General features: G+C 39.3%; 23 protein-coding genes. 19 read left to right on the forward strand and 4 right to left on the reverse strand.

Annotated features, from left to right (window positions below; translation table 11 throughout):
• The first annotated feature begins 6 nt into the window (after positions 1 to 6).
• From ACFI34_RS03285 to ACFI34_RS03325, 9 genes are read left to right on the forward strand one after another with little or no spacing between them, the layout of a single operon-like run.
• A complete protein-coding gene (locus ACFI34_RS03285) occupies positions 7 to 1332 on the forward strand; it encodes an aminotransferase class III-fold pyridoxal phosphate-dependent enzyme (protein WP_305397792.1) in 1326 nt (441 codons plus the stop codon).
• The gene (locus ACFI34_RS03290) at positions 1332 to 2084 is read left to right on the forward strand and encodes a cytidylyltransferase domain-containing protein (protein ID WP_462672394.1); all 753 of its coding nucleotides are present in this window, start codon (positions 1332 to 1334) and stop codon (positions 2082 to 2084) included. The genes ACFI34_RS03285 and ACFI34_RS03290 overlap by 1 nt, the downstream gene beginning before the upstream one ends.
• 17 nt (positions 2085 to 2101) lie before the next feature.
• Positions 2102 to 3157: a pseudaminic acid synthase gene (gene pseI / locus ACFI34_RS03295; protein ID WP_462672395.1), complete on the forward strand. Its 1056-nt coding sequence runs from the start codon at positions 2102 to 2104 to the stop codon at positions 3155 to 3157.
• A gap of 2 nt (positions 3158 to 3159) precedes the next feature.
• Entirely contained in the window at positions 3160 to 4530 is a 1371-nt protein-coding gene (locus tag ACFI34_RS03300) for an FAD-dependent oxidoreductase (RefSeq protein WP_462672396.1), read from the forward strand.
• Complete coding sequence (locus ACFI34_RS03305) at positions 4523 to 5485, forward strand: glycosyl transferase (protein ID WP_462672397.1); 963 nt, start codon at positions 4523 to 4525, stop codon at positions 5483 to 5485. Before ACFI34_RS03300 ends, ACFI34_RS03305 begins: the two co-directional genes overlap by 8 nt.
• Entirely contained in the window at positions 5478 to 6146 is a 669-nt protein-coding gene (locus tag ACFI34_RS03310) for a class I SAM-dependent methyltransferase (RefSeq protein WP_462672398.1), read from the forward strand. The genes ACFI34_RS03305 and ACFI34_RS03310 overlap by 8 nt, the downstream gene beginning before the upstream one ends.
• Positions 6137 to 7072, forward strand: a complete 936-nt coding sequence (locus tag ACFI34_RS03315; protein WP_462672399.1) for a DegT/DnrJ/EryC1/StrS family aminotransferase — start codon at positions 6137 to 6139, stop codon at positions 7070 to 7072. The genes ACFI34_RS03310 and ACFI34_RS03315 overlap by 10 nt, the downstream gene beginning before the upstream one ends.
• Positions 7053 to 7697 carry a class I SAM-dependent methyltransferase gene (locus ACFI34_RS03320; protein ID WP_462672400.1) on the forward strand — a complete coding sequence of 215 codons (645 nt, stop codon included), beginning with the start codon at positions 7053 to 7055 and terminating at the stop codon, positions 7695 to 7697. The genes ACFI34_RS03315 and ACFI34_RS03320 overlap by 20 nt, the downstream gene beginning before the upstream one ends.
• Before the next feature lie 5 nt (positions 7698 to 7702).
• Entirely contained in the window at positions 7703 to 8431 is a 729-nt protein-coding gene (locus ACFI34_RS03325; protein ID WP_462672401.1) for a WbqC family protein, read from the forward strand.
• Here the strand turns inward: ACFI34_RS03325 and ACFI34_RS03330 are convergent.
• The 3 genes from ACFI34_RS03330 to pseB are packed head-to-tail and all read right to left on the reverse strand — an operon-like array spanning position 8423 to position 11445.
• Positions 8423 to 9280, reverse strand: a complete 858-nt coding sequence (locus tag ACFI34_RS03330; protein ID WP_462672402.1) for an aldo/keto reductase — start codon at positions 9278 to 9280, stop codon at positions 8423 to 8425. The genes ACFI34_RS03325 and ACFI34_RS03330 overlap by 9 nt on opposite strands.
• Positions 9277 to 10428, reverse strand: coding sequence for a UDP-4-amino-4,6-dideoxy-N-acetyl-beta-L-altrosamine transaminase (pseC, locus tag ACFI34_RS03335; protein ID WP_462672403.1), 1152 nt, complete (start codon positions 10426 to 10428; stop codon positions 9277 to 9279). Before pseC ends, ACFI34_RS03330 begins: the two co-directional genes overlap by 4 nt.
• Before the next feature lie 15 nt (positions 10429 to 10443).
• Positions 10444 to 11445, reverse strand: a complete 1002-nt coding sequence (gene pseB, locus ACFI34_RS03340; RefSeq protein ID WP_010555905.1) for a UDP-N-acetylglucosamine 4,6-dehydratase (inverting) — start codon at positions 11443 to 11445, stop codon at positions 10444 to 10446.
• A 185-nt stretch (positions 11446 to 11630) separates the two neighbouring features.
• Between pseB and ACFI34_RS03345 the strand changes: the two genes are divergently transcribed.
• Both ACFI34_RS03345 and ACFI34_RS03350 read left to right on the forward strand, forming a co-directional pair.
• On the forward strand, positions 11631 to 12416 hold the full coding sequence (locus ACFI34_RS03345; RefSeq protein WP_462672404.1) for a flagellin N-terminal helical domain-containing protein: 786 nt from the start codon (positions 11631 to 11633) through the stop codon (positions 12414 to 12416).
• Positions 12417 to 12577: 161 nt separating this feature from the next.
• A complete protein-coding gene (locus tag ACFI34_RS03350; protein ID WP_462672405.1) occupies positions 12578 to 14014 on the forward strand; it encodes a sigma-54 dependent transcriptional regulator in 1437 nt (478 codons plus the stop codon).
• Between the two features lie 286 nt (positions 14015 to 14300).
• Here the strand turns inward: ACFI34_RS03350 and ACFI34_RS03355 are convergent, their stop codons facing one another.
• Entirely contained in the window at positions 14301 to 14894 is a 594-nt protein-coding gene (locus ACFI34_RS03355; protein ID WP_462672406.1) for a DNA-3-methyladenine glycosylase I, read from the reverse strand.
• A gap of 131 nt (positions 14895 to 15025) precedes the next feature.
• Between ACFI34_RS03355 and ACFI34_RS03360 the strand changes: the two genes are divergently transcribed.
• The 8 genes from ACFI34_RS03360 (at position 15026) to fliJ (ending at position 23483) form a co-directional block, all read left to right on the forward strand.
• The gene (locus tag ACFI34_RS03360; RefSeq protein ID WP_462672407.1) at positions 15026 to 16138 is read left to right on the forward strand and encodes a sensor histidine kinase; all 1113 of its coding nucleotides are present in this window, start codon (positions 15026 to 15028) and stop codon (positions 16136 to 16138) included.
• Entirely contained in the window at positions 16135 to 17601 is a 1467-nt protein-coding gene (locus tag ACFI34_RS03365; protein WP_462672408.1) for a sigma-54-dependent transcriptional regulator, read from the forward strand. Before ACFI34_RS03360 ends, ACFI34_RS03365 begins: the two co-directional genes overlap by 4 nt.
• A gap of 171 nt (positions 17602 to 17772) precedes the next feature.
• Complete coding sequence (gene fliE / locus ACFI34_RS03370) at positions 17773 to 18105, forward strand: flagellar hook-basal body complex protein FliE (RefSeq protein WP_462672409.1); 333 nt, start codon at positions 17773 to 17775, stop codon at positions 18103 to 18105.
• A 20-nt stretch (positions 18106 to 18125) separates the two neighbouring features.
• Positions 18126 to 19841, forward strand: coding sequence for a flagellar basal-body MS-ring/collar protein FliF (gene fliF, locus ACFI34_RS03375; protein WP_462672410.1), 1716 nt, complete (start codon positions 18126 to 18128; stop codon positions 19839 to 19841).
• A complete protein-coding gene (fliG, locus tag ACFI34_RS03380) occupies positions 19834 to 20874 on the forward strand; it encodes a flagellar motor switch protein FliG (protein WP_058403503.1) in 1041 nt (346 codons plus the stop codon). Before fliF ends, fliG begins: the two co-directional genes overlap by 8 nt.
• A gap of 3 nt (positions 20875 to 20877) precedes the next feature.
• A complete protein-coding gene (fliH, locus tag ACFI34_RS03385; protein WP_462672411.1) occupies positions 20878 to 21684 on the forward strand; it encodes a flagellar assembly protein FliH in 807 nt (268 codons plus the stop codon).
• A gap of 18 nt (positions 21685 to 21702) precedes the next feature.
• Positions 21703 to 23037 (forward strand): flagellar protein export ATPase FliI, encoded by a 1335-nt coding sequence (fliI, locus tag ACFI34_RS03390; protein ID WP_058403501.1) that lies wholly within the window; start codon positions 21703 to 21705, stop codon positions 23035 to 23037.
• Positions 23037 to 23483 (forward strand): flagellar export protein FliJ, encoded by a 447-nt coding sequence (fliJ, locus tag ACFI34_RS03395; protein ID WP_058403500.1) that lies wholly within the window; start codon positions 23037 to 23039, stop codon positions 23481 to 23483. Before fliI ends, fliJ begins: the two co-directional genes overlap by 1 nt.
• Position 23484: the final 1 nt, after the last annotated feature.

The raw sequence follows: 23484 nt of genomic DNA on the forward strand, positions 1-23484 counted from the left end.
AAAAACATGTCATCAAAAAGCAATTCGGGTGCAGAGCTTTGGCAAAAGGCCAAAAAAATTATTCCTGGTGGGAATCAATTACTTTCAAAGCGTGCCGAAATGTTTTTACCCGACCAATGGCCTGCCTATTATAAAAAGTCTAAAGGCTGTGAAGTTTGGGATTTAGATGATAATCATTATTATGATTTCTCTATTATGGGAATTGGTACTAGTTCTTTAGGTTATGCTAATGATGAAATTAACGATGCGGTGATAAGTTCGATTTCTAACGGAAGCATGAGTAGTTTGAACTGTCATGAAGAGGTTGAGTTAGCCGAAAAGCTCATTGAGATACACCCTTGGGCGGGAGCGGTCCGCTTTACTCGTACTGGTGGCGAATCGTGTGCGTTAGCAGTGCGAATTGCTCGTGCCTACAGTAAAAAAGATGTTGTTGCCTTTTGCGGCTACCATGGTTGGCATGATTGGTACTTAGCAACAAATATAACAGACGCTGAAAATTTAGATGAGCAGTTATTACCTGGTTTAAGGCCTGCTGGTGTTCCTAAGCAATTACAAAATACCGTGGTGCCATTTAAGGAAGGTGATATTGATGGCTTTAAGGCAATCATAGATGCTCACGGTGATAACCTTGGCGTTGTTATGATGGAAGTTTTTCGTCATGGTTTGCCGGATGTTGCCTTTTTACAAGCTGTGAAAGATTTAGCTGTTGAACATAACATCGTTGTAATTTTTGATGAAATATCCTCTGGTTTTAGACTCAACACAGGGGCGTCTCACCTTTTAACATCGATAGAGCCAGATATTTGTGTGTTAGGAAAGGCGTTGGGTAACGGTCATCCAATAGGCGCTATAATAGGTCGTTCTGAAGTGATGGATGCAGCGCAGCAATCCTTCATCAGTAGTTCTTATTGGACCGAACGGGTTGGCTTTACAGCAGCGTTAAAAACATTAGAAATATTTCAACGAGATAATATTCCTAAACGCTTAAATGAAACTGGCGCAAGACTAAAATCGCGCATTGAAGAAGTGGTTACTCAAACAGGTTTTAACCTAAAAATTATAGGTATTGATAGTGTTCCTATATTTATATTTCCAGGTGATCATGCATTGGCGTTAAAAACACTATTTACTCAAGAAATGCTTAGAAGAGGGTTTTTAGCGAGTAATGTGATTTACCTTTCGATAGCTCATACTGATGAGCTTTGCGATAAATATATTGATGCAATGAGAGAGGTTTTTTGTTTTCTTCAGGAGTCATTAGACAGCAATGTCGATATAGAAAGCCTAATTAACGGTCCGGTATGCCACAGTGGCTTTCAAAGGTTAAATTAATGAAGTCCGTTACTGCCTTTATTCAAGCAAGAGTGGGATCGTCAAGACTACCAGGAAAGGTGTTAAAAGAAATAAACGGGATCCCCGTTATCTTGCACATTGTTATGCGTTTAAAGCAATCAAGATACATTGATAATATTGTTCTTCTGACTTCTTTTAACAAAGAAAATGATGAGTTAGTTGAGTTAGCCAAACGCCATAAAATCGACGTGTTCAGAGGTTCAGAGGAAAATGTTTTAGAGCGCTTTCAACAAGCAAGCCAAAAGTACCCCTCAGAGCATATTGTAAGAATAACAGGCGATTCACCTTTTGTTGATGCTGGTGTTTGTGATTTATTATTGCACACATACTTTGAAAAACAGGTTGATTATGCTTATTTGAGTGAGCATTTTGCTGAGGGCGTTGATTGTGAGGTTTTTAAAACGAGCGTACTGTCCACTTTAGATACGGCTGCACTCAGAGAGTCTGAACGTGAACACGTGACATTACATTTTTACGAAAATAAGCTAAATCAATTTTCTACCTATGAAATGCAAAACACAACAGATGATAGCAGCTATAGGTTTACATTAGATACACCTGAAGATTGGCTGGTTATAAAAGAATTAGCACGTTTTACTAACGATACAGTTAACATTAACTATCAAAGTATAAAAAACATACTTGATGCTCATCCACTCATTAAACAGATTAATAGCCAAGTTATTCGTAACGAAGGATTAGCTATTTCATTACAAAATGAGCAACATTAATTGGCTTTGGACTTATTATGAAAATTAACAATAAAACAATCGATGAAAATAGTCCGTGTTACATCATAGCTGAAATGTCTGCTAATCATGGTGGAGACATAAATAAAGCGAAAAAATTAATCGCTGAAGCTAAGTTGGCTGGGGCAGATGCTGTAAAGCTACAAACGTACACGGCAGACACAATTACACTAAATTGTTCAAAGCCAGATTTTTGTTTGCCTAGCGACAATCCTTGGCAAGAACACGTGTCTTTGCACTCACTTTATCAAAAAGCGTTTACACCTTGGGAATGGCACCAAGCATTGTTTGAAGAGGCTAAACGTTGCGAAATTGATATATTCTCTTCTCCATTTGATGAATCTTCCGTTGATTTACTCGAATCTTTAAATACGCCGGTATATAAAATAGCTTCGCCGGAAATAACAGATATTCCTCTTTTGAAATATGTTGCGGCAACAGGCAAACCTGTAATTATTTCTACAGGAATTGCTGAGTTAGCTGATATTGAACTGGCAGTTTCTACATTGCGTAATAATGGTTGTGACAGCATTGCAATATTAAAGTGTACGACAGCCTATCCAACCCCACTAGAAGAATGCAACTTAGCAACTATTACTGATATAGCTAAACGATTTAATTGTATTGCTGGTTTGTCGGATCATACACAAGGGATTATTTCACCCATTGTGAGTGTGACGCTGGGTGCAAAAATCATTGAAAAGCATTTTATTATTGATAAATCTGACGACTCGGTCGATGCCTTTTTCTCATTAGATAAAGACGAATTTTCATTACTCGTTAAGTCAGTAAGAGACGCAGAAAAGGCAGTAGGCGGTGTGACCTATGACATAACTGATTCAGCTAAAAAGAATATGTTAGCGAGGCGCTCACTTTATTTTGCTAAAGACCTAAAAAAAGGCCACGTTATTACAAAACACGATATTAAATCTGTTAGGCCTGGCTTTGGCTTACATACTAAGTATTTTGACGATGTACTAGGGTTAAGTTTAACAAGTGATGTAGAGTTAGGTGATAGAGTTAGCTTTGCTTTAACAAACAAGTCAAGAGGCTAGTTATGAGAACATGTGCAGTGGTCGGTGGTGGAATTTGCGGCATAACGGCAAGTATTTTATTGCGCAAACATTACGATCGCGTTGTATTAATTGAACAGTCTGAATCATTAGGTGGCTTGCTTAACTCGGTCGCTGACGATGCTGGTAATTATTACGATCAAGGCACACATATTCCAGCTAGCACGGGGATTGCTGAAATAGACGAGATATTATTCAATCTTCCTCAGTTTTCTAAAAATTGGCATACATTTACACAGCTCAAAACAGGTAATTATTTTGCAGGTGAGTGGGATTTAGAAACGCAAACTATTGATGCAAGAAAGTTAGATTCAGCACTTTACAAACAAGGCATTGGTGAGTTTATGTCGCTCACATCTGAGTCTGAGGCCGATAATATTGAACAATATTTGTGCGAAACTTTAGGTGTAGTGTTTTATCAATATCTTGCAAAACCAGTTATAAATAAGCTTTATGGCAGCGATGTATCATTTACTGATTTAGCTAAAAATACCAGCATAAATTATTTTGGTGCTACGAGAATAAAAGCATTTAATGCATCTTTGTCACGCGTGTTAAAACAACATCCTGAGTTTGATAAAAAGCTGGGTTATCATAGCGCTGCTGAATTTGAAGCGTTACTTGTAGCGCAAGGTAGTAACCTTCCAAACTATTACTACCCAAATAGTCCCAAAGGCGCGCAAGTTTGGATTGAACAATTGCAGGCAAAAGCAGAGTCTTTGGGAGTTGAAATTCGCTGTAATAGCCAAGTTTTAGACATTGAGTATCAAGATGATTTAGTCACCGCGTTCAGCCTTAGCGATGGCTCACGTATTAAATGTGATTTATTATTTTGGAGCGCGCCGCCTGTATTTGCACTAAAGGCCGCTAATTTATCGATCGCAAATTATAAACCTATATTTAGGACTGCAAATATCTTGCATTTTACCTTTGATAAGCAGCCTTTAAATCGAGAATCGCATTATCTTTGGAATTGGGACCCATGTTCTGATATTTTCAGGATTACGCTGTACAATAATTTAAGACAAAGTGACAAGTATCAAGTATCGGCAGAGGTTTTAAGGTATAAAGCAGATCCTACATACACATTAGAGCAGGGTATTATTGATCTTAAAAATATGGGGGTGATATCGCCTGATACAAAAATGAAAAGTGGGTGCGTACAAAAAATAGACAATACTTTTCCTGTACCTACGCATGAGTTTTGTAATACAACGCAGCTAAATTATGAAACATTAACGAACTCATTTAAAAATATTATTGTGTCGGGTAGGTTTAGCGGTCGTTGTTGGTTGTTATCTGACGTACTTGCTCTTGCTCATAAAGAATTAAAAGAGTATTGCACTGTTGGCTGATTTTATTTTTTATTGTAGTGGGACTGTGAAAACAGGCTTTGGGCATCTATCAAGGTGTCTGAATGTTGCTAGAGCGACCTTTGCATTGCAGCCTTGTAGTAATATTATTTTTTTTGGCGATTTTGATCAGTTTTCTACCCAGCGTATAAAGAATTTTGGTTTCACTGTAGCGGACAGTGGCTTTATTTTTGAACCACATATGACGGTACTTGCTGATAGCTATCAGTTTACTTTTGAGCAATTATTTGAATTGAAAAAAATAGGATTGAAGTTATGTATCATTGACGACTTTGATCAATACAATTACGACTTTATAGATCTTATTGTGAATTTTAGATTTAACGCTGAAGCGTTTTGTCGCTCAACTGCCAAACATAGGTTAGGAGTACGTTACTTTTCATTTGCTCAAGAGTTATTATCATTAAGGCAAAGTCGCTCTCAGGTTCATTTTAAAAATAGTATTGAGAGTATTTTGGTTTTTATTGGTGGTAATGATCGCTTTGATGTGGCTACCCATGTTGTTTACGCCTTAGATAAGTTGTTTGTAAATAAAGAAATTATTCTACTAGATCAAAAAATGCCTTCTATTAGTTTAAAAAATAATACTTACCAAGCTTTAGGATTTGTTGATGATATGTCTGCTGTTTACAAGCAAACTGATTTGATTATTAATGGCGGGGGACTTACAAAATATGAAGCCGGTTTTTGCCTTATACCTAATTGTGCTATCTCGCAAACGAATGCACAACATAAAGACACTTTGGAACTTGCCAGCGCACATTTAACCTTTGACTTAGGTCTTGCTGAAGATGCAACGGTTGAAAGCTTAACATTAAACATTGAGCGATTTTTACATTCAGATATTAAATTGCAAAGAGCTACAATGCTCAAATCATATTTTCTCGATTCAACCGAGCAATTCGCACAAGAAATCATAAAGGTATCAAATGAGTGAGTTTAATTCTAAACAAGCAGAGTGGGATGAAATTGCTCGTATAAATAGTGATTTTAAAGCACAGGTCGGGCGCCCCTTTGACGATACACTTTGGCAGGCTCTTTGCGATGATGTGGAGCAAAAACTGATGTTCTCAGCGCAAGGAAATAGTATTTTAGATGTAGGTTGTGGCAACGGATTACTACTATCAAAATTACAAAAATGCTCACACTATGCAGGTGTTGACTATTCTCAAGCAATGATCGATGAAGCAAAAAAATTGCTTCCTCAAGGCGTCTTTTATCAATCACAAGCCAGTGATCTTCAGTTTGCAGACAATGAGTTTGAAAGAGTGCTGAGTTACAGTATTTTTCATTATTTCCCAAGCTATCAATATGCACTTGATGTGATTAAAGAAATGATACGAGTATGCAGGCCCGGTGGCGTAATTTTGATTGGCGATATACTCGATAAACACTTTGAGCATGATATAAAAAGTTCAAGTGATCTGGAATATGAAAAAACGATTCCATTAATACATCGTTATTCTCTATGGCGCTTTTTTTCTTTTGAGCAACTAGAAACTGATTTACAGCACTGTGTCAAAAAAGTAGAAATACTTACTCAGCCAGAGAGCTTTCCTTTATCTCGTTATCGCAAGGATTTGAGGTTATGGGTTTAACTCAATTACAGAGCTTTATTGCCACTAAATTTGACCGTCGGCATGCATTATTGACTAGCTCTGGAAGCTTTGCGCTTATAGCTGCACTAAACACCTCACAGGCTCCAAAGGGGAGCTCAGTAATAATGCCTGCAAGCTGTTGCCCGATTGTTTTGTTTGCTATTCAAATGGCAGGGTACAACGTTATTCTGGCTGATGTTTCGTTGTGCTCTTTTTCTATGGAAGTCAATAATATAGAGCCAGTTTTTAATGATTCTGTTTCAGTAATAGTGGCCGTTCATGGTTACGGGCACTATTGTAAAATTGATGAAATAGCAAATTTTGCAAAACAGCACAACGTTACATTAATAGAAGATGCGTGTTTAGCGTATGGCAGCACATATAAAGGCAAACCATTAGGTAGTTTTGGCGACCTTTCTATTTTGAGTTTTGGTTATGATAAACCTATTGATAATCAATATGGCGGAGCTGTTCTGACTAACTCTGAGCATCTATTCAAATGTGCTAAGGGGTTTTTGAATGATAACAAAATGGCTCAATTTAGTGGCTCAAAACAATTCGAAATATTAAATGACCGCTTTTTAAATTTAAATAAGCAAATGCAAGTTCGAAAAAAGAATGTAGATTTTCTTCAAAAACACATCATTAATTCGCTTTTTGTAAAAGCAAGTTTTGATGCTGACGTAACGTATTGGCGCTACCCTTTACTCATAAAAAATAGAGCCCACTTTTTAGCTAAAGCAAAAGAGAATGGTATTACTTTTACTAAGCATTATAAATCGTTAGGTGAACTACAAACCAATGGGCATTATCCAAATGCGTCATTAATTGATGAGCAAATTATAAATTTATTTGTGCGTCCAGAAACACCTCAAGAGCAATTAACCAATATGGTAATGTTTATAAATGACTACCAAGACAAGTAATATTTTAAAGTCATATTATCAGTCTCTGTATAAAGAGTATGGTGATAGCCACAAATCAGTACAGCATGTATCTAAAGAATCACAGAACGTAAGGTTTGCGATATTCCTGGATATGATTTCATCAAGTAGTCGAGTTATTGATTTAGGCTGTGGCTTGGGTGATATGCTTTTGTATCTAAGAAAAAACGGCTTTACCGGTGAGTATTTAGGTTACGATTTTGTACCAGAATTTATAGATGTTGCTAGTGCCAAATTTAGCTCTGATGCAAAAGCTCAGTTTGAAGTGTTTGATATATATAAAGATGAGATAGCACAAGGCTATGACCATGTGCTTATTAGTGGCGTGTTTAATAATAAAATGATTGATAATATGGGCTTTTTAACGCTAACCCTGCAAAAAAGTATTAGGCAGTGTGAGAAGTCGGTTATTTTTAATGCGTTATCGACATTCGTAGAGTTTAAAAATGAGGCTCTTTTTTATGTCTCACCCTTAGAGCTATTCGAATTATGCAAAACAACAATGACACCTTTTGTCTCCCTAAAGCATGATTACGTTACTAAGCCAGGTGGTTACCCCTATGAGTTTACAATGCAATTAAGTAAAAGCGAAACAACATGTTATTGAGTATAATGCAGCCCACATACTTGCCCTGGTTAGGTTATTTTGGCTTAATTAATAGCGCCGATAAATTTGTATTTTTAGACAATGTAAAGCTTGAAAAAAGTGATTGGCACGTTAGAAATAAAATTAAATCGGGCAGGCAAGAACTTATGCTGACTTGTCCGGTAAGTACCCCTAAAGGAAGGATGACAGCAACAATTGAAAATACTCAATTTGTTAGTGCAAATCCTTGGCGAAGAAAGCACCTTAAAAGCATTGCTGAAAGCTACGCAAAAGCACCGTTTTATAGTTCGTTATTTCCACTTTTAGATTCTATTTATAAAGACGAAAGCATTACTTTTTTGGCTCAAATGAATATTAAAATTATAAGAGCATTAATGGACTATATGAATATAACGACTCCTACATTCATTGCTTCAGAGCTTGAAGACGTGTCTGGTGTTAAAGATGCTCGGCTAGTATCTATTTGTAATGAGTTAGAATGTAATAATTATTTGTCACCAGTGGGCGCGCAAGCTTACATTGAAAAAGAGTCCCCAGGCGGGGCATTAGTTAAAAATGATATTGAAGTTTTTTATCAAAACTTTACCCATCCAAAATACCCACAAGTTAAGGGGGAGTTTATTTCTCATCTTAGTGTGATCGATTGCTTATTTAACGTTGGGCCCGTTGAAACGGTTAAATTAATTAACACATATACAGGCACTCATACTCACTACCAATCGTTATCAGTTTAATTGCCAACGTGCCGGATTAATAAATTGCTCATCAACTAGGCTAAACTCAGAGAAGTCTATGTGTGATACGCTAGTTGTTAGGCTGCCTAAAATTTCGTTAAGCTGTTGTTCGCTGTTGACGCCTACAACCACTTTGTCTACTTCATTAATACTAACCACATAATTTAATGCTAGCGATAACTTAGAAATATTTAAGTGATTACTCAGCTTGGTGAGCTTTTCTAGTAAAGGATCAATAGGTTTAAAGTAATCTGGGAAAGTACCACTTTCCATTAGCAATAACCCCTGCAGAAAGGCTGAACGAGTATGAATCTCTACATTCGCAGCTTTTAGCTGTTTTAATGAATTTGATAGAACAAAGCGCTGATCAAGAATATTTAGTGGTAACTGAATTAGATCTGCAAATGTTAATACATCATCGCTAAGCTGATTTGGTGAATATAAAGACACACCCACCTTTTTTACTTTGTTATCTGCCTTTAATTGCTTTAAGCAATCAAGCACAACAGGGAATTGATTAAAGTCTTCAAAGCGATGAAGTAGTAATCCATATAAAGCGTCACAATTTAAGTCGCAAAGAGACTGTTTAACAGTTTTTGTTATAAAATCATCAACATTGGTTAAGTTAGGTATAGGTGGAATTTTACTAACTATATTGAATGAACTTAGTGAGCTCTGGCCTAGTTCGGCTTCAGCATTACCATAGGCTGATGCAGTATCAATGGTCGTTATATTTTCGCTTTTGGCGAGGTTAAGTATTTTTTTTATTTCTTTGCGATGTGTTTTGCCTAGTGTGTTGCTTATTCCGTAGTCAACACCAAATTGAACAGTACCCAGTGCTAGCTTCACAGTAACTTACCAATCTCATTAATAATATAGCTTTGTTCTTGCTCTGTTAGTTGAGGATGCAAAGGTATTGTGAATGCTGTTTTATAATATTTCATCGCGTTGGGGAAGTCGCTGTCTTTAAACCCCATTGCCTTATAAAAAGGTTGAGTGTGTATTGGAATATAATGAAGGTGACTAACAATGCCTTTACTTCTCAATTGCTCAATAATATGCCTGTGAAGGTGGCTATGTTCGTCAGCAAGTTTAACTACGTATAAATGGTAGCTTGAATAGCACTGCGTTAGTTGTTTTAAATGCGAAAGAGGCATAGTTTCAAACGCGTTAGAATATGAAATAGCGAATGCGTTTCTGATAGTGACAAATTCATCAAGTTTATCAAGTTGGCTGAGGCCAAGTGCAGCTTGTAGTTCTGTCATTCGGTAATTAAAGCCAAGCTCTATTTGCTGGTAATACCAGGGACCATGGCTTGGCTCGGTCATTTCGTTAGGGTCATTGGTGATCCCATGACTTCTTAAACGCTGTAGTTTTTTTGCAAGCTGTTGATTATTAGTAACCGCCATACCGCCTTCAGCAGAGGTAATTATTTTTACCGGATGAAAACTAAATACGGTTATATCTGAAAATTCACAGCAACCTACTTTATTGCCATTATATTGCGCGCCAATAGCGTGTGATGCATCTTCAATGATTTTAAAACCATACTGCTTTGATAAATCATAAATGGCTTTCATATCACAAGATTGGCCTGCCAAGTGCACAGGGATAACGACTTTAGGTAAACAATTATTTTGTTTTGCGCTAATCAGCTTATCAGTAAGGGCTGATACAGACATATTGCCAGTTGCCAAGTCTATATCTACAAAATCTACTTTAGCACCACAGTAAAGCGCACAATTGGCAGAGGCCACAAAAGAAATTGGCGACGTCCAAACAGTGTCACCTTCGCTTACATTTAATGCTAAGCATGCAATATGTAGTGCCGAAGTCGCGCTATTAACAGCAATACCATATTGAGCATTACAATAGTTTGAAATAGCAGCTTCAAAAGCCGGTACTTTTGGCCCTTGAGTTAGCCAGTCAGACTGTAAAACAGCTACAACACTATCAATATCTGCTTGGCTTATTAGTTGTTTACCGTATGGAATCATTTATTTTATTCAGCTTTAACTTAATGCCTGGGTGTTAAATTCTCTAATCTCATCAATCGTCATGTAATGCGAATTATGAAGAGAGTTATATTCAAATCCTTGCTCTACCTTTTTGCCAGTCTCGCCAATTGCGTTTACGGTAAAGTCATTACTACGGCTACTAAATTTAATACCTGGGGCAATAACAAAGTGGTCGTTGTACTCGTAGGTTTCAAAACATAAATCAGCTGGGCACATAACCTCATGAAGTTTTTCACCAGGGCGAATACCAATTATTTTTAGTGGTAAGTCAGGTGCCATTGCTTTTGCAAGATCGGTAATACGAATTGAAGGGATTTTAGGAACGAAAATTTCACCGCCTAACATTCGTTCAAAATTAGTAAGTACAAAATCGACGCCTTGTTGAAGGTTTATCCAAAAGCGAGTCATTTCATCGTGTGTGATTGGGATGTGATCGCGCCCTTCATCAATAAACTTTTGGAAAACAGGCACAACAGAGCCGCGAGAGCACACCACATTGCCGTAGCGAACAACAGAAAAGGTAGTGCGGTTGCCACCTGCAATATTGTTAGCGGCTACAAAAAGTTTGTCTGATGCCAGTTTTGTGGCGCCATACAAATTAATTGGGTTTGCAGCCTTATCAGTAGACAAAGCGATTACTTTTTCAACATCGTTATCAAGGGCTGCATCAATTACGTTTTCAGCGCCATTAATATTTGTTTTGATACATTCCATTGGGTTGTATTCAGCAGCCGGAACTTGCTTCAAAGCAGCTGCATGAATAACGTAGTTTACACCGCGCATGGCACGTATTAATCTGTCTTTATCTCTTACATCGCCAATAAAATAACGCATACAAGGTTGGTCAAACTCTTGTTGCATTTCAAATTGCTTAAGTTCATCGCGTGAAAAAATAATGATTTTTTTTGGATTGTAACGCTCAAGTAGTGTCTTGACGTATTTTTTCCCGAATGAACCGGTACCACCGGTGATTAAAATTGTTTTGTTATCGAACATAGTGCTACCCAAATTATTTATTATTGGCGTTGTATGACACGCAAACGTGATTTTTTAATACACATCTCAATACTTTAACCACTAAGCAAGCAAAGTGCCAAGTTAATTTAATCTAACAATGGTACAAAGGGCAAAATTTCGCAAATTAAGCTATAATTTAATCAGTCAGCACCACGGAGGCCGTTATGAAAATTCAATCAGCATCAGCTAACTTTTTAAACCAAACTCAGCAAACAAATAACAAACTTGCAGAGCAACTTGCTACAGGTAAAAAAGTAAATACCGCAGCAGATGATGCAGCGGCTTTGCAAATTATTGATAGGCTTACTTCACAGCAAAATGGTTTTAGCCAAGCTGTAAGTAATGCGTATGACGGGGTTTCATATACTCAAGTAAGCGAAGCTAACTTGAGTGGTGTGAATGATGCCGTTTCGCGTATTCAAGAGTTATCAATTCAAGCGGGTAACGGTGCATTGACTGACAATGATCGTGCTTCGTTGCAAGAAGAAGTCGTGCAATTGCAAAGCCAAATATCTGAAACGTTCGAAAATGCGAGTTTTGCAGGAAAGCCTTTATTTGATGGTCAAGCTGTTTCGTTTCAAGTTGGTGCAGATGCGAATACAAACCAAACGGTAAACTCTACAGATGGTAGTTTTGCCTCTGCGTTATCAACCATTGATATTTCAACCCAAGCCGGTGCTCAAGCGGCTATTGACATCAGTAAGCAGGCAAATGATGAAATAAATGCACAACGAGCTGAGTTAGGTGCATTTCAAAATATGTTGGCAAGCAAAATTAAAGGGTTAGGGACGCAGCAAGAAAATATTGCAGCCAGTCAAAGCCGCATTCAAGATACCGATTACGCCTTAGCAATTTCTCAACAAGTGTCTAATGACATTTTAGCGCAATCATCAGTTGCTCTTCGTGGCCAGGCTAACCAATCTGCAGAGTCTATTTTAGGCTTACTTTAAATATTAATACTTAATAGTTAATTCTTAAGTATGATTGAATTAACTAGTGCGTCTGTTTTTTGGCGTTTATGTCAAAAAACTGCCGCTATCACTTGCATCCGTGCTTAACTGGCTTACAATTTAGTTAATTATATTAAAGAGTGAAGCACGGCTCGCTAACTATGATCCTGATTTTAGATAATAATAACAATCGCTCTATTGGGTTAAACGCATCACTTGGTTTTATCGGTGAGGCTTCTCACCGTGTAGATGAAGACAACTTTGAGCAAGAGTGTGCAAAATATCAGCAGCATGAGTGCATGGTCATTTTAGGGGCTTTACAGTCTCTCGATCACGAAAATTTAATTAAGCGCTACCCAACACTTCCATTTTTATTAATAGGTGAAACGTTAAAACCATTACTTAGCATTGCTAATGTAGTTGGACTTATTTGTGAGCCATTTAATCACGAAGTGACCACACAGTTGCTTCATGATTGCCAGCAGTATCATCGTATGTTGCCGGGGGAACACAAAAATACTCAGCCACATAAATCTTTTGATGGCCTTGTAGGTGAAACACAAGCCGTAAAAGAGGTCCGCTTTTTAATTGAACAAGTAGCAAAAACAGATGCAAACGTTTTAATTTTAGGTGAATCAGGTACTGGGAAAGAAGTGGTTGCACGTAACGTTCACTTGCTATCTAAACGAAGTGCAGGGCCATTTGTGCCTGTAAACTGTGGAGCCATACCTGCAGAACTATTAGAAAGTGAACTTTTTGGCCACGAAAAAGGGGCGTTTACAGGGGCTATTTCTGCGCGTAAAGGCCGTTTTGAGTTGGCGCAAGGCGGTACGCTGTTTTTAGATGAAATTGGTGATATGCCGCTACAAATGCAGGTTAAACTTTTACGCGTATTACAAGAACGAAGCTATGAGCGTGTAGGTGGCACTAAAGCAATTCAAGCCGATGTGCGTGTTATTGCTGCGACTCATCGTAACCTTGAAACCATGATTGAAGCCGGCAGCTTTCGTGAAGACTTGTATTATCGGCTAAATGTATTCCCTATAGAGAACCCTTCGTTAAGTGAGCGTGCTGATGACATACCGTTACTACTTAAGGAGTTAATGCGTCGCGTAAACGAGCAAACGGGCACGACAGCTAAATTTACTGAGCGAGCAATCGAAAGCTTAAAAGAGCATGCATGGCCGGGAAATATCCGTGAGCTTGCGAATTTGGTTGAGCGCATGGTTATAATGTTCCCTGAAAAGGTAGTGGACATCCCTGATCTACCCAATAAATATCGTTACATTGAGGTAGATGCTTATGAGCCTGAATATCCTGAAGAACTTATGGAAAAAGATGCCTTTAACGATATATTCAGCACAGGGTTTAGTGATTATGACAATGAGCCAGAGCCTGAATTTAACCAAGCTGGCTCAGGCGTATTACCCGAAGAGGGCATTGAGCTTAAAGAGTATTTAGCAGAGCTTGAAATCAGCCTAATTACCCAAGCTTTAGAACGATATGATTACGTGGTGGCTCGGGCAGCTGAAATACTGGGCGTAAGAAGAACAACGCTCGTAGAGAAAATGAAAAAGTATAATCTTTCACGAGATTAGAAGTGCGAAAATGGTGAAATACTTTTCGTTATTTATTTATGATCAATCACTTTACGGGCTTTGCCCGTCATGTAATCAAGCTTGACGTCTACAAGATAAACGCAAACTTGACCTTGACGGTAGACGCTGAGCTTGCTTACGGGAAAAACGTAGCTTTTAATCACTTAAACACGCATCTTAAAAACGAAGGAAAATGAAAAACCATAGTTAACTTACACGTTACTTCTTTAAAGCGAAGCGTCTCTTACCCTCTTTGTGAACAGATCACTTTTATGGTTATAAGTTCTTATTCAGCAAAAGCCTCAATAATTTCTTTTTTTCTAAAGCAATCATTACTATGGTCGTTAACCATACCGCAAGCCTGCATGTAGGCATATACTGTTGTAGGGCCTAAAAATTTAAAGCCGCGCTTTTTTAAGTCCTTTGCGAAGGCTGTTGATTCTTTGGTGATTGCAGGCGTCTCTTCGGTATAATTTAAATTGCTTACGATCGGTTTGTTATCAACAAACTGCCATTGATACGCGCTAAAACTGCCAAACTCTTTTTGAATGTCTATAAATTGCTTGGCATTATTTATTGTGGCGTTAATTTTTAAACGGTTTCGTACTATATTTTCATCAAGCATTAAACGCTCAACATCGTCTTGGGTAAACAACGCGACTTTATTTACATCAAAATTAGCAAATGCATTTTTATACCCTTGTCGTTTTTTTAAAATGGTATACCAACTCAACCCCGCCTGAGCCGACTCTAGCGTTATAAATTCAAACAGGGTTTGGTCATCGTAAACAGGCACACCCCATTCTAAATCATGGTACAAAACATAATCGGGCTTAGTGGTATCGAGCCACGGGCAGCGGCACTTATTTTGCTCACTCATCTGTATTCCTTTTTATTCGCGTCATTTTTATGTCGCGTTATTATTATTGTAAGTTAATGAAAATAATATAAATAAATTTTGGTACACATTGTGCATTAAGCTCTATATCTATACAAATTCGAGATTTGATTATGGCCCTTGCGAGCGTGCTAAAACCACAATTTGTTTCTGCAAATCAGTATAACCCATGTTTACTTCAAGAGGAGTACATAGGTGAATTAAGCGATCTGCGTCAGCAAGCAAGTTGGCTTTCACATTTAGTTGATACCATGCCCGCAGGTGTGGTTGTGCTTGATGGTAAAGGAATGATTGCAAAGGCCAATCAAATAGCGATTGATATGTTGGGTGAGCCTTTAGAGGGCGAGAAGTGGTTTAATGTAATTCAGCGCTCTTTTAGACCCCACCAGGACGATGGCCACGAAGTGTCACTAAAAGATGGACGGTTAATAAAGCTTGATATAACAGCGTTAGCTCCTGAGCCGGGGCAACTTATTTTAATGACCGATTTAAGTGAAACACGCCGTTTGCAAAAGCGTGTTGCCCACATGCAGCGCCTTAGTGCGTTGGGTAAAATGGTGGCGTCTCTTGCGCATCAGGTCCGCACGCCGCTTTCAGCGGCTATGCTTTATGCTGCTAATTTAGGCTCTAAGCGCTTACCTGAGGCATCTCGCGATAATTTTCAAAGCAAGTTAATGTCACGCTTAAAAGATTTAGAAACTCAAGTAAACGATATGTTGCTTTTTGCCAAAAGTGGCGACCAGCAAGTTGTTGAGCAAGTGTCTATGCAGCAGTTACTCAGTGAGGTTAAAGCGGGTGCTGATGCTATGGTGACGCTAAATGACAGTCATTTAGCTGTTAACCTCCCAGAGCCAGATATTCAAATAACAGGCAATAAATCAGCTATTGCCAGCGCAATTCAAAATTTAATCCATAACAGTATCCAAGTCATTGGGGCAGGCGCTGAAGTAAAATTAAGTGCTGCGACTGACGAGCAAAATCCAGATTTTGTTCGTATCAGTGTATCCGATAACGGCCCAGGTATTGATTTAACTCAAGCAGAAAAAATATTTGAACCGTTTTATACCACTAAAAGTCAAGGTACGGGATTAGGGCTTGCTGTTGTGAGTTCAGTTGCAAACGCACATCAAGGGCGTGTTGACGTGACTAATAATAAAGGCGGTGGAGCATGCTTTAGTTTGCTTTTACCTATTCGCACCGCATCTAAATTAGAGGAATCATTATGAGTAACACTATTTTAGTTGTAGAAGATGATGCAGGGCTTCGTGAAGCCTTAATTGATACACTCGAAATGTCGGGGATTGAATGCATTGCGGCTAATTGTGCAGAGCAAGCCATGCTTTTGCTTAAAAAAGAGCAATTTTCGCTGGTGGTGAGTGATGTACAAATGGGGACTATGAGTGGTTTAGATTTATTACGAAGTATTAAGCTTAACCACCCTGAGCTACCTGTTTTAATGATGACGGCGTACGCCACCATAGATGATGCCGTTGAAGCGATGCGCTTAGGTGCGATTGATTACATGGCAAAGCCGTTTGCACCTGAAGTTTTGCTCAATATGGTAAGCCGCTACTTACCTGAAAAAGCAAAAGAGACAGATGGTCCTATTGTTGCCGACCCAAGTAGTATTCAGTTATTAGAATTGGCAAATAGAGTAGCACGTTCCGATGCAAGTGTTATGGTGCTTGGTCCTAGCGGTTCTGGTAAAGAAGTGTTAGCTCGCTATATACATGATAAATCGAATCGATGCGATGAGCCGTTTGTTGCAATTAACTGTGCAGCAATTCCTGAAAACATGCTAGAAGCAACTTTATTTGGGTATGAGAAAGGCGCGTTTACAGGTGCAATTCAAGCATGCCCGGGTAAGTTTGAGCAAGCGCAAGGCGGAACTATATTGCTTGATGAAATAACTGAAATGGATCTCGGACTACAAGCTAAGTTATTACGCGTTTTGCAAGAGCGCGAAGTGGAGCGCTTAGGTGGAAGAAAAACAATTCAGTTAGATGTACGCATACTTGCAACAAGTAACCGTGACCTAAAAGAAGCGGTAAGCGAGAATCAATTTAGAGAAGATTTATATTACAGACTTAACGTGTTTCCGTTAATGTGGCGACCGCTCAATCAGCGCCCAGGGGATATTATTGTATTGGCTAAACATTTAATTGAACGTCATTTAAGCAAAAGCAAAGAGCCTATGGCTTACCTCGATAGTGGCGCAGAGAAAAAATTACTTGCTCACTCTTGGCCAGGTAATGTGCGTGAGCTTGATAACGTTATACAACGTGCGCTTATACTTAGGACTGGTAATACTATTAATGAGCATGCTATTTTCATTGAAAACATAGCCGCAACAGATTTTGTAATGACGCCTACATCGATTAGCACACAAAGTGCTAATCAGTCTCACGCGAACACTACTGATAAAAGTACTGAGCATGGCCCTACTAGCTCTGCTTATTATGATGAAAAGTCATCATTGGTAGAGCCGCCAAAACAAGACTTATTAGCTGTTGATACGGGAAGCTATAAGGATGAACTAAAAGATAAAGAGCATCGCATTATTTTAGAAACGTTAGCAAGGTGCCAAGGTAAGCGAAAAGATGTCGCTGAAACGTTAGGTATAAGCCCTCGTACTCTACGTTATAAACTAGCGCAAATGCGCGACTTAGGTATTTCACTTCCTGCATAGCCTCACATTTAGCCCTAAATTTAGCTATTGAATTTAGCTATTGAATTTAGGGCTGTCAAAACTCTGACTCACAAAATTAAACTTTAAGCTATTGAAATTTAAGTGTTTATTATTTGGCATGGTTTGTGCTTTATCTATATTAAGAGTTAACTGCATTGTCAGAGACAAATTATGAAAATTCAAAATAGCGCTGTACTTCAAGAAATGCAATCAATGGCTTTAGAGGCTGGTCGTAGTAATCAAGTTGAACGACTGCCAGTAAAAGCACAAGCCTCATCAACCGCTCAATTTGGCGATATGCTATCGGATGCAATTAATACTGTGCACGGTTTACAGCAAGACGCTAAACAAAAAGTAGTGGCAGTAGAAACAGGCGACAGAAGCGTTTCTTTGGCTGAAGCGATGATTGCTTCTCAAAAATCGTCAGTTGCATTTGAAGCAACAGTGCAGGTTCGTAACAAACTTGTTGAAGCTTACAAAGAAATCATGAACATGCCTGTTTAACTAGGTAGTGGAGAATTATTGTGGCGCAATCTAATCAATCAACCGATCTGGCTCTTGCTACTGGTGAAATGGACCATAGTGATGGCGACGATCAACAAGAACAGAAATCAGGCTACTTAAGTTCGCTAAATGGCGTTGATTTATTGCGCCAAGTAACTTTAGTTATTGCTTTAGGCATTTGTTTAGCGATAGCTATATTTATTATTATTTGGGCACGTCAGCCAGATATGCGCCCGCTTGGTAAAATGCAGACAGAAGAGCTTATTGAAACGCTCGACTTTTTAGATGCACAAAAAATTGAATATCAAGTAGATGGAAATGTAGTGCTCGTCCCTGAAACTGAGTACCAAAATATTAAACTTTTAATGACTCGCGAAGGGCTAGAGCAAGGCCCTACATCGGGGTCAGATATCATCATGCAAGACATGGGGTTTGGTGTAAGTCAGCGTTTAGAGCGTGAACGCTTAAAGCATGGTCGTGAGCAACAGTTAGCGCGCACAATTGAAGAGCTTAATAATATTACGCGTGCACGTGTGTTACTTGCCATTCCAAAAGAAAATGTATTTGCTCGCAGAGAAAAAAAGCCTTCAGCTACTGTTGTGCTTACTCTTAAGCGTGGGCGTTCGTTAGATAGCGAAGAGGTCGACTCAGTGGTTGATATGGTTGCATCAGCTGTACAAGGTTTAGAGCCGGCTCGTGTAACAGTAACGGATCAAAATGGTCGTTTATTAAATTCAGGCTCGCAAACATCGCTTGCTGCACGTTCACGTAAAGAATACGACATAGAGCGCAAGCGTGAACAAGAATATCTTGAAAAAATAGACAGTATTTTAATACCTGTTGTAGGGCTTGCAAATTACACTGCACAAGTTGATTTAAGTATGGACTTTAGTGCTGTTGAGGAGACGCAAAAACGCTACAATCCAGATTTACCAGCAGTAAGAAGCGAAACCACATTCGAAGAAAATAATATAGGTGGTTTAGCAGTAGGTATACCTGGTGCACTGACGAATCAGCCTCCAGTAAACTCTAATATCCCTGAAGTTGCAGGACAAGGTGGAGCAGGTAGTGCAACTTCACCATCAAGAACGCATAAAGAAGCGACGCGTAACTATGAGTTAGATACAACTATCTCACATAAGCGCCAGCAAACAGGTGTGATACGTAGAATAAGCGTGTCGGTGGCCGTTGACTACATTCCAAAAGTAGGTGAAAACGGTGAAACCACAATGACACCGCGCTCAGTGGAAGAACTGTCAAATATTCGTCGTTTATTACAAGGTGGCGTTGGTTTTGATATGCAGCGTGGTGATGCACTTGAAGTGGTAACGGTTCCGTTTGTTCGCGAAGCAACTGATTTTGATATTAGTGTGCCGCTTTGGGAACAAGACTGGTTTATGAAAATAATCCGCTTGGTACTGGGTGCCCTCGTTATTATTGTACTGATAATGGCGGTAGTTAAACCGATGCTTAAACGCTTAATTTACCCAGACGATACACTTGAAGAGTATGACGAAGATGCCTTAAGTGCAGGTGTAGATATTGGCGATAGCACGTTAGATATGCTAAACAAAGACTTTGATTCTGCTTCGATTGGTTTCTCAAGCGATGGTACACTTCAGTTACCAGACCTACATGGCGACGAAGACTTACTAAAAGCAATTCGTGCCCTTGTAGCCAATGAACCAGAACTCTCATCACAAGTAGTGAAAGCGTGGTTAACAGAAGATGACTGATCAAGAACAAAAACAATTACCGCCAGCGTTTGATGTTGATAAGCTCGATGGCGTAGATAAAGCCGCAATATTACTGTTGAGCCTATCAGAAGAGGATGCAGCGCAAATACTAAAACACTTAGAGCCTAAACAAGTTCAAAAAGTTGGGATGGCAATGGCTGCGTTAGACGACCTGTCACAGGCTAAAATAAGTGCGGTTCACAACTTATTTATTGAGCAAATTCAAAGCTTCAGTACTATAGGGTTTCAGTCAGAAGACTTTATTAAAAAGGCGCTTACCGCTGCATTGGGTGAAGATAAAGCGGCCAGCCTTATTGATCAAATTGTTATGGGATCTGGGGCTAAAGGTCTTGATTCTCTCAAATGGATGGATTCTAAGCAGGTGGCGAATATTATTCGTAATGAACACCCACAAATACAAACGATTGTGTTGTCTTACTTAGAGCCTGAGCAGTCCGCAGAAATTATTGCGCAGTTCCCAGAGAAAGTACGTCTTGATTTAACCATGCGAATCGCTAACCTTGAAGAAGTGCAACCAGCGGCCCTGCAAGAACTTAACGAGATTATGGAAAAACAATTTGCCGGACAAGCAGGTGCACAAGCTGCGAAAATGGGTGGCTTAAAAGCCGCGGCAGACATTATGAACTACCTAGATACAAATGTTGAAGGTCAGTTGATGGATTCTATTCGTGAACATGACGAAGAGATGTCTCAGCAAATTCAAGATCTAATGTTTGTATTTGAAAACTTAATGGATGTGGATGACCGTGGTATTCAAGCTATATTACGAGAAGTACAACAGGATGTGCTAATGAAAGCAATCAAAGGTGCAGACGACGGTCTGAAAGACAAAATACTGGGTAATATGTCTAAGCGTGCTGCTGATATGCTGGCTGATGATTTAGAAGCTATGGCGCCTGTGCGTATAAGTGAAGTAGAAGCAGCACAAAAAGAGATTTTATCAACAGCACGACGTTTATCTGATTCGGGTGAAATTCAGTTAGGCGGTGGTGGTGGTGAGGAGTTCTTGTAAGCCATGAGTAAACTCAAAGGGCGTCCACTTCGTGCTGAAGAAGCCGATGAATTATTAAAAAACTGGGCTATCCCAGATGTAGCACCTAGCGAAAAAAGTTTTGGTAACCGCTCAACAGCTTATGGTACGCCCCTTAGTGAGCTTTATAAAAAAGAGCTTGCCGAAGAAATGCCCGCTGATGAACCACAAGAACCCGAACTGCCTAAGCTTACTATGGTTGAGCTTGAACGCATTAGACAAGATGCTTACGAAGAGGGCCTTAAGCAAGGCCATGAACAAGGCTACATTGACGGCTTTGAAAAAGGCGTTAGTGAGGGAAAAGAAGCGGGTTACAAAGAAGGGTTAGAGCTTGGTAAGACCCAAGGACAAGAAGATATTAAACCGATTGTTGAAGAGCAGCTAATTAGCTTAAAAAGCATTTTAGAGGCGCTTAATTCACCGCTAAAAAAGGTGGACGAACAAGCCGAATTGCAACTTGTTCAATTGGCTAGCATGCTTGCAGAGGCGGTGATTTACCAAGAAGTACAAATATCATCAGATGTTATTTTACATACATTAAAACACAGTATTGATTCGTTAAATGCGCAGCAAGAAAAAGTGAAAATTCACCTAAATCCGACCGACCTCGATATAATAAAAGAAAGCTATGGCGAACAAACTATTGCACAAAACAACTGGCAACTTGTTCCCGAACCCACGCTTGATAGAGGCGGGTGTGAGGTGAAAACCGCGCAATCCTCTCTTGATATGACTCTAAAAACACGTGTCAAAGAAACGTTGGATAGCTTTTTGCATAATAGCAATATCTAAGTATTTTTTAGGCGTACTATGTCTGCTCAAAGTGCTTCTTTAAGCGAACGCTTATCGCAATATCAACAAAATATTAAGCCTCATACACCTGCTGTAGCGGGGATACTAACACGTGTCGTTGGCCTTACTCTAGAGGCTAAGGGCTTGCGAGCGCCAGTTGGTAGTCAATGTAAAATAGAGACCATGAATGGTTTTGTTGACGCCGAAATTGTTGGTTTTAACGATCAAACCTTATATTTAATGCCCAACGATCATATTTCGGGTGTACTACCTGGCGCGCGAGTTATCCCTCAAATAAATAATTTGGGTTTACCTGTAGGCATGAGCTTATTGGGGCGTGTTGTTGATGGGTTAGGCAGACCACTCGACGGTTTAGGCAAAATTAACGCTGAGCATTACTTAAAGTTTGCTCAAAATACAATAAACCCCTTAGCCAGACGACCGATTAGCCAACCCATGGATGTAGGTGTACGTGCTATAAACTCAGTGATCACCGTAGGGCAAGGTCAACGAATGGGGTTGTTTGCAGGCTCTGGTGTAGGTAAATCTGTATTATTAGGCATGATGACACGGGGCAGTGAAGCCGATGTCATTGTAGTGGGTTTGGTTGGTGAGCGTGGCCGTGAGGTAAAAGAGTTCATTGAGGAAATACTTGGTGTAGAAGGGCGTAAACGTTCGGTTGTTGTCGCTGCGCCGGCGGATTCATCGCCGTTAATGCGACTAAAAGGCTGTGAAAGCGCAGTTACTATTGCTGAGTATTTTCGAGATCAAGGCTTAAATGTATTACTGCTACTCGATTCCGTAACACGTTATGCCATGGCTCAGCGAGAAATTGCTCTAGCTGTAGGAGAGCCACCGGCTACAAAAGGTTATCCACCCTCGGTTTTTGCAAAGTTACCCGCTTTGGTTGAGCGAGCGGGTAATGGGGGAGAAGGGCAAGGTGCAATTACGGCCTTTTTTACTGTATTGAGTGAAGGTGACGATATGCAAGACCCAATTGCTGATGCCGCTCGCGCCATACTCGACGGTCATATTGTACTTTCTCGTGAGTTGGCCGATAGCGGACATTACCCCGCAATAGATATCGAAAAATCAATATCTCGAGTTATGCCTCAAGTAGTTTCTGAACCTCATATGCAGCAAGCGCGAGTGCTTAAGCAGGTGTATTCGATGTACCAACAAAATAAAGACATGATCACGTTAGGTGCGTATCAAAAGGGAACCGATCCTATGCTCGATCAAGCAATAAACATGATGCCTAGGGTTAACGGGTTTTTACAGCAGGGTATGCGTGATGTAATAAGTTATGACGATGGGCTACAAGGTCTTGCTCAATTATTAGGCCAAGGATAATGGCTAAAAGTAAATTCGAATTATTACTAAAGCTTGAAAGCGAAAAAGAAGAAAACTTGCGCATGAGTTACCTGCAAGCAAATCAAAACTTGCTCGCAAATCAGCAAAAACTTCAAGGCTTAAATGACTTTCGACTTGAGTACTCCCAGCAATTACATTTAAAAGGGCAGTCGGGTTTATCAAGTGCAGGTTTTGGGCAGTATCATGCGTTTATTGCAAAAATTGAAGAAGCTATTCGCCAACAAGCAAGTACGGTTAATACAGCAAAGCAAGTTGTTTCACAGCGAAAAACGCTGTGGCTAAAACAACAAATAAAAGCGAAAGCGGTTGCTAAGTTGATTGAAAATCAAAAAGTGAAAGCTGCAGCTATAGTTGCTAAAAACGAACAGAAAATGTTAGATGAGTTTACATCTAATCAATTTTTTCAGCGTCGAAAACTTTCTTAAG

Source organism: Pseudoalteromonas sp. PSi26 (genome assembly GCF_054960575.1).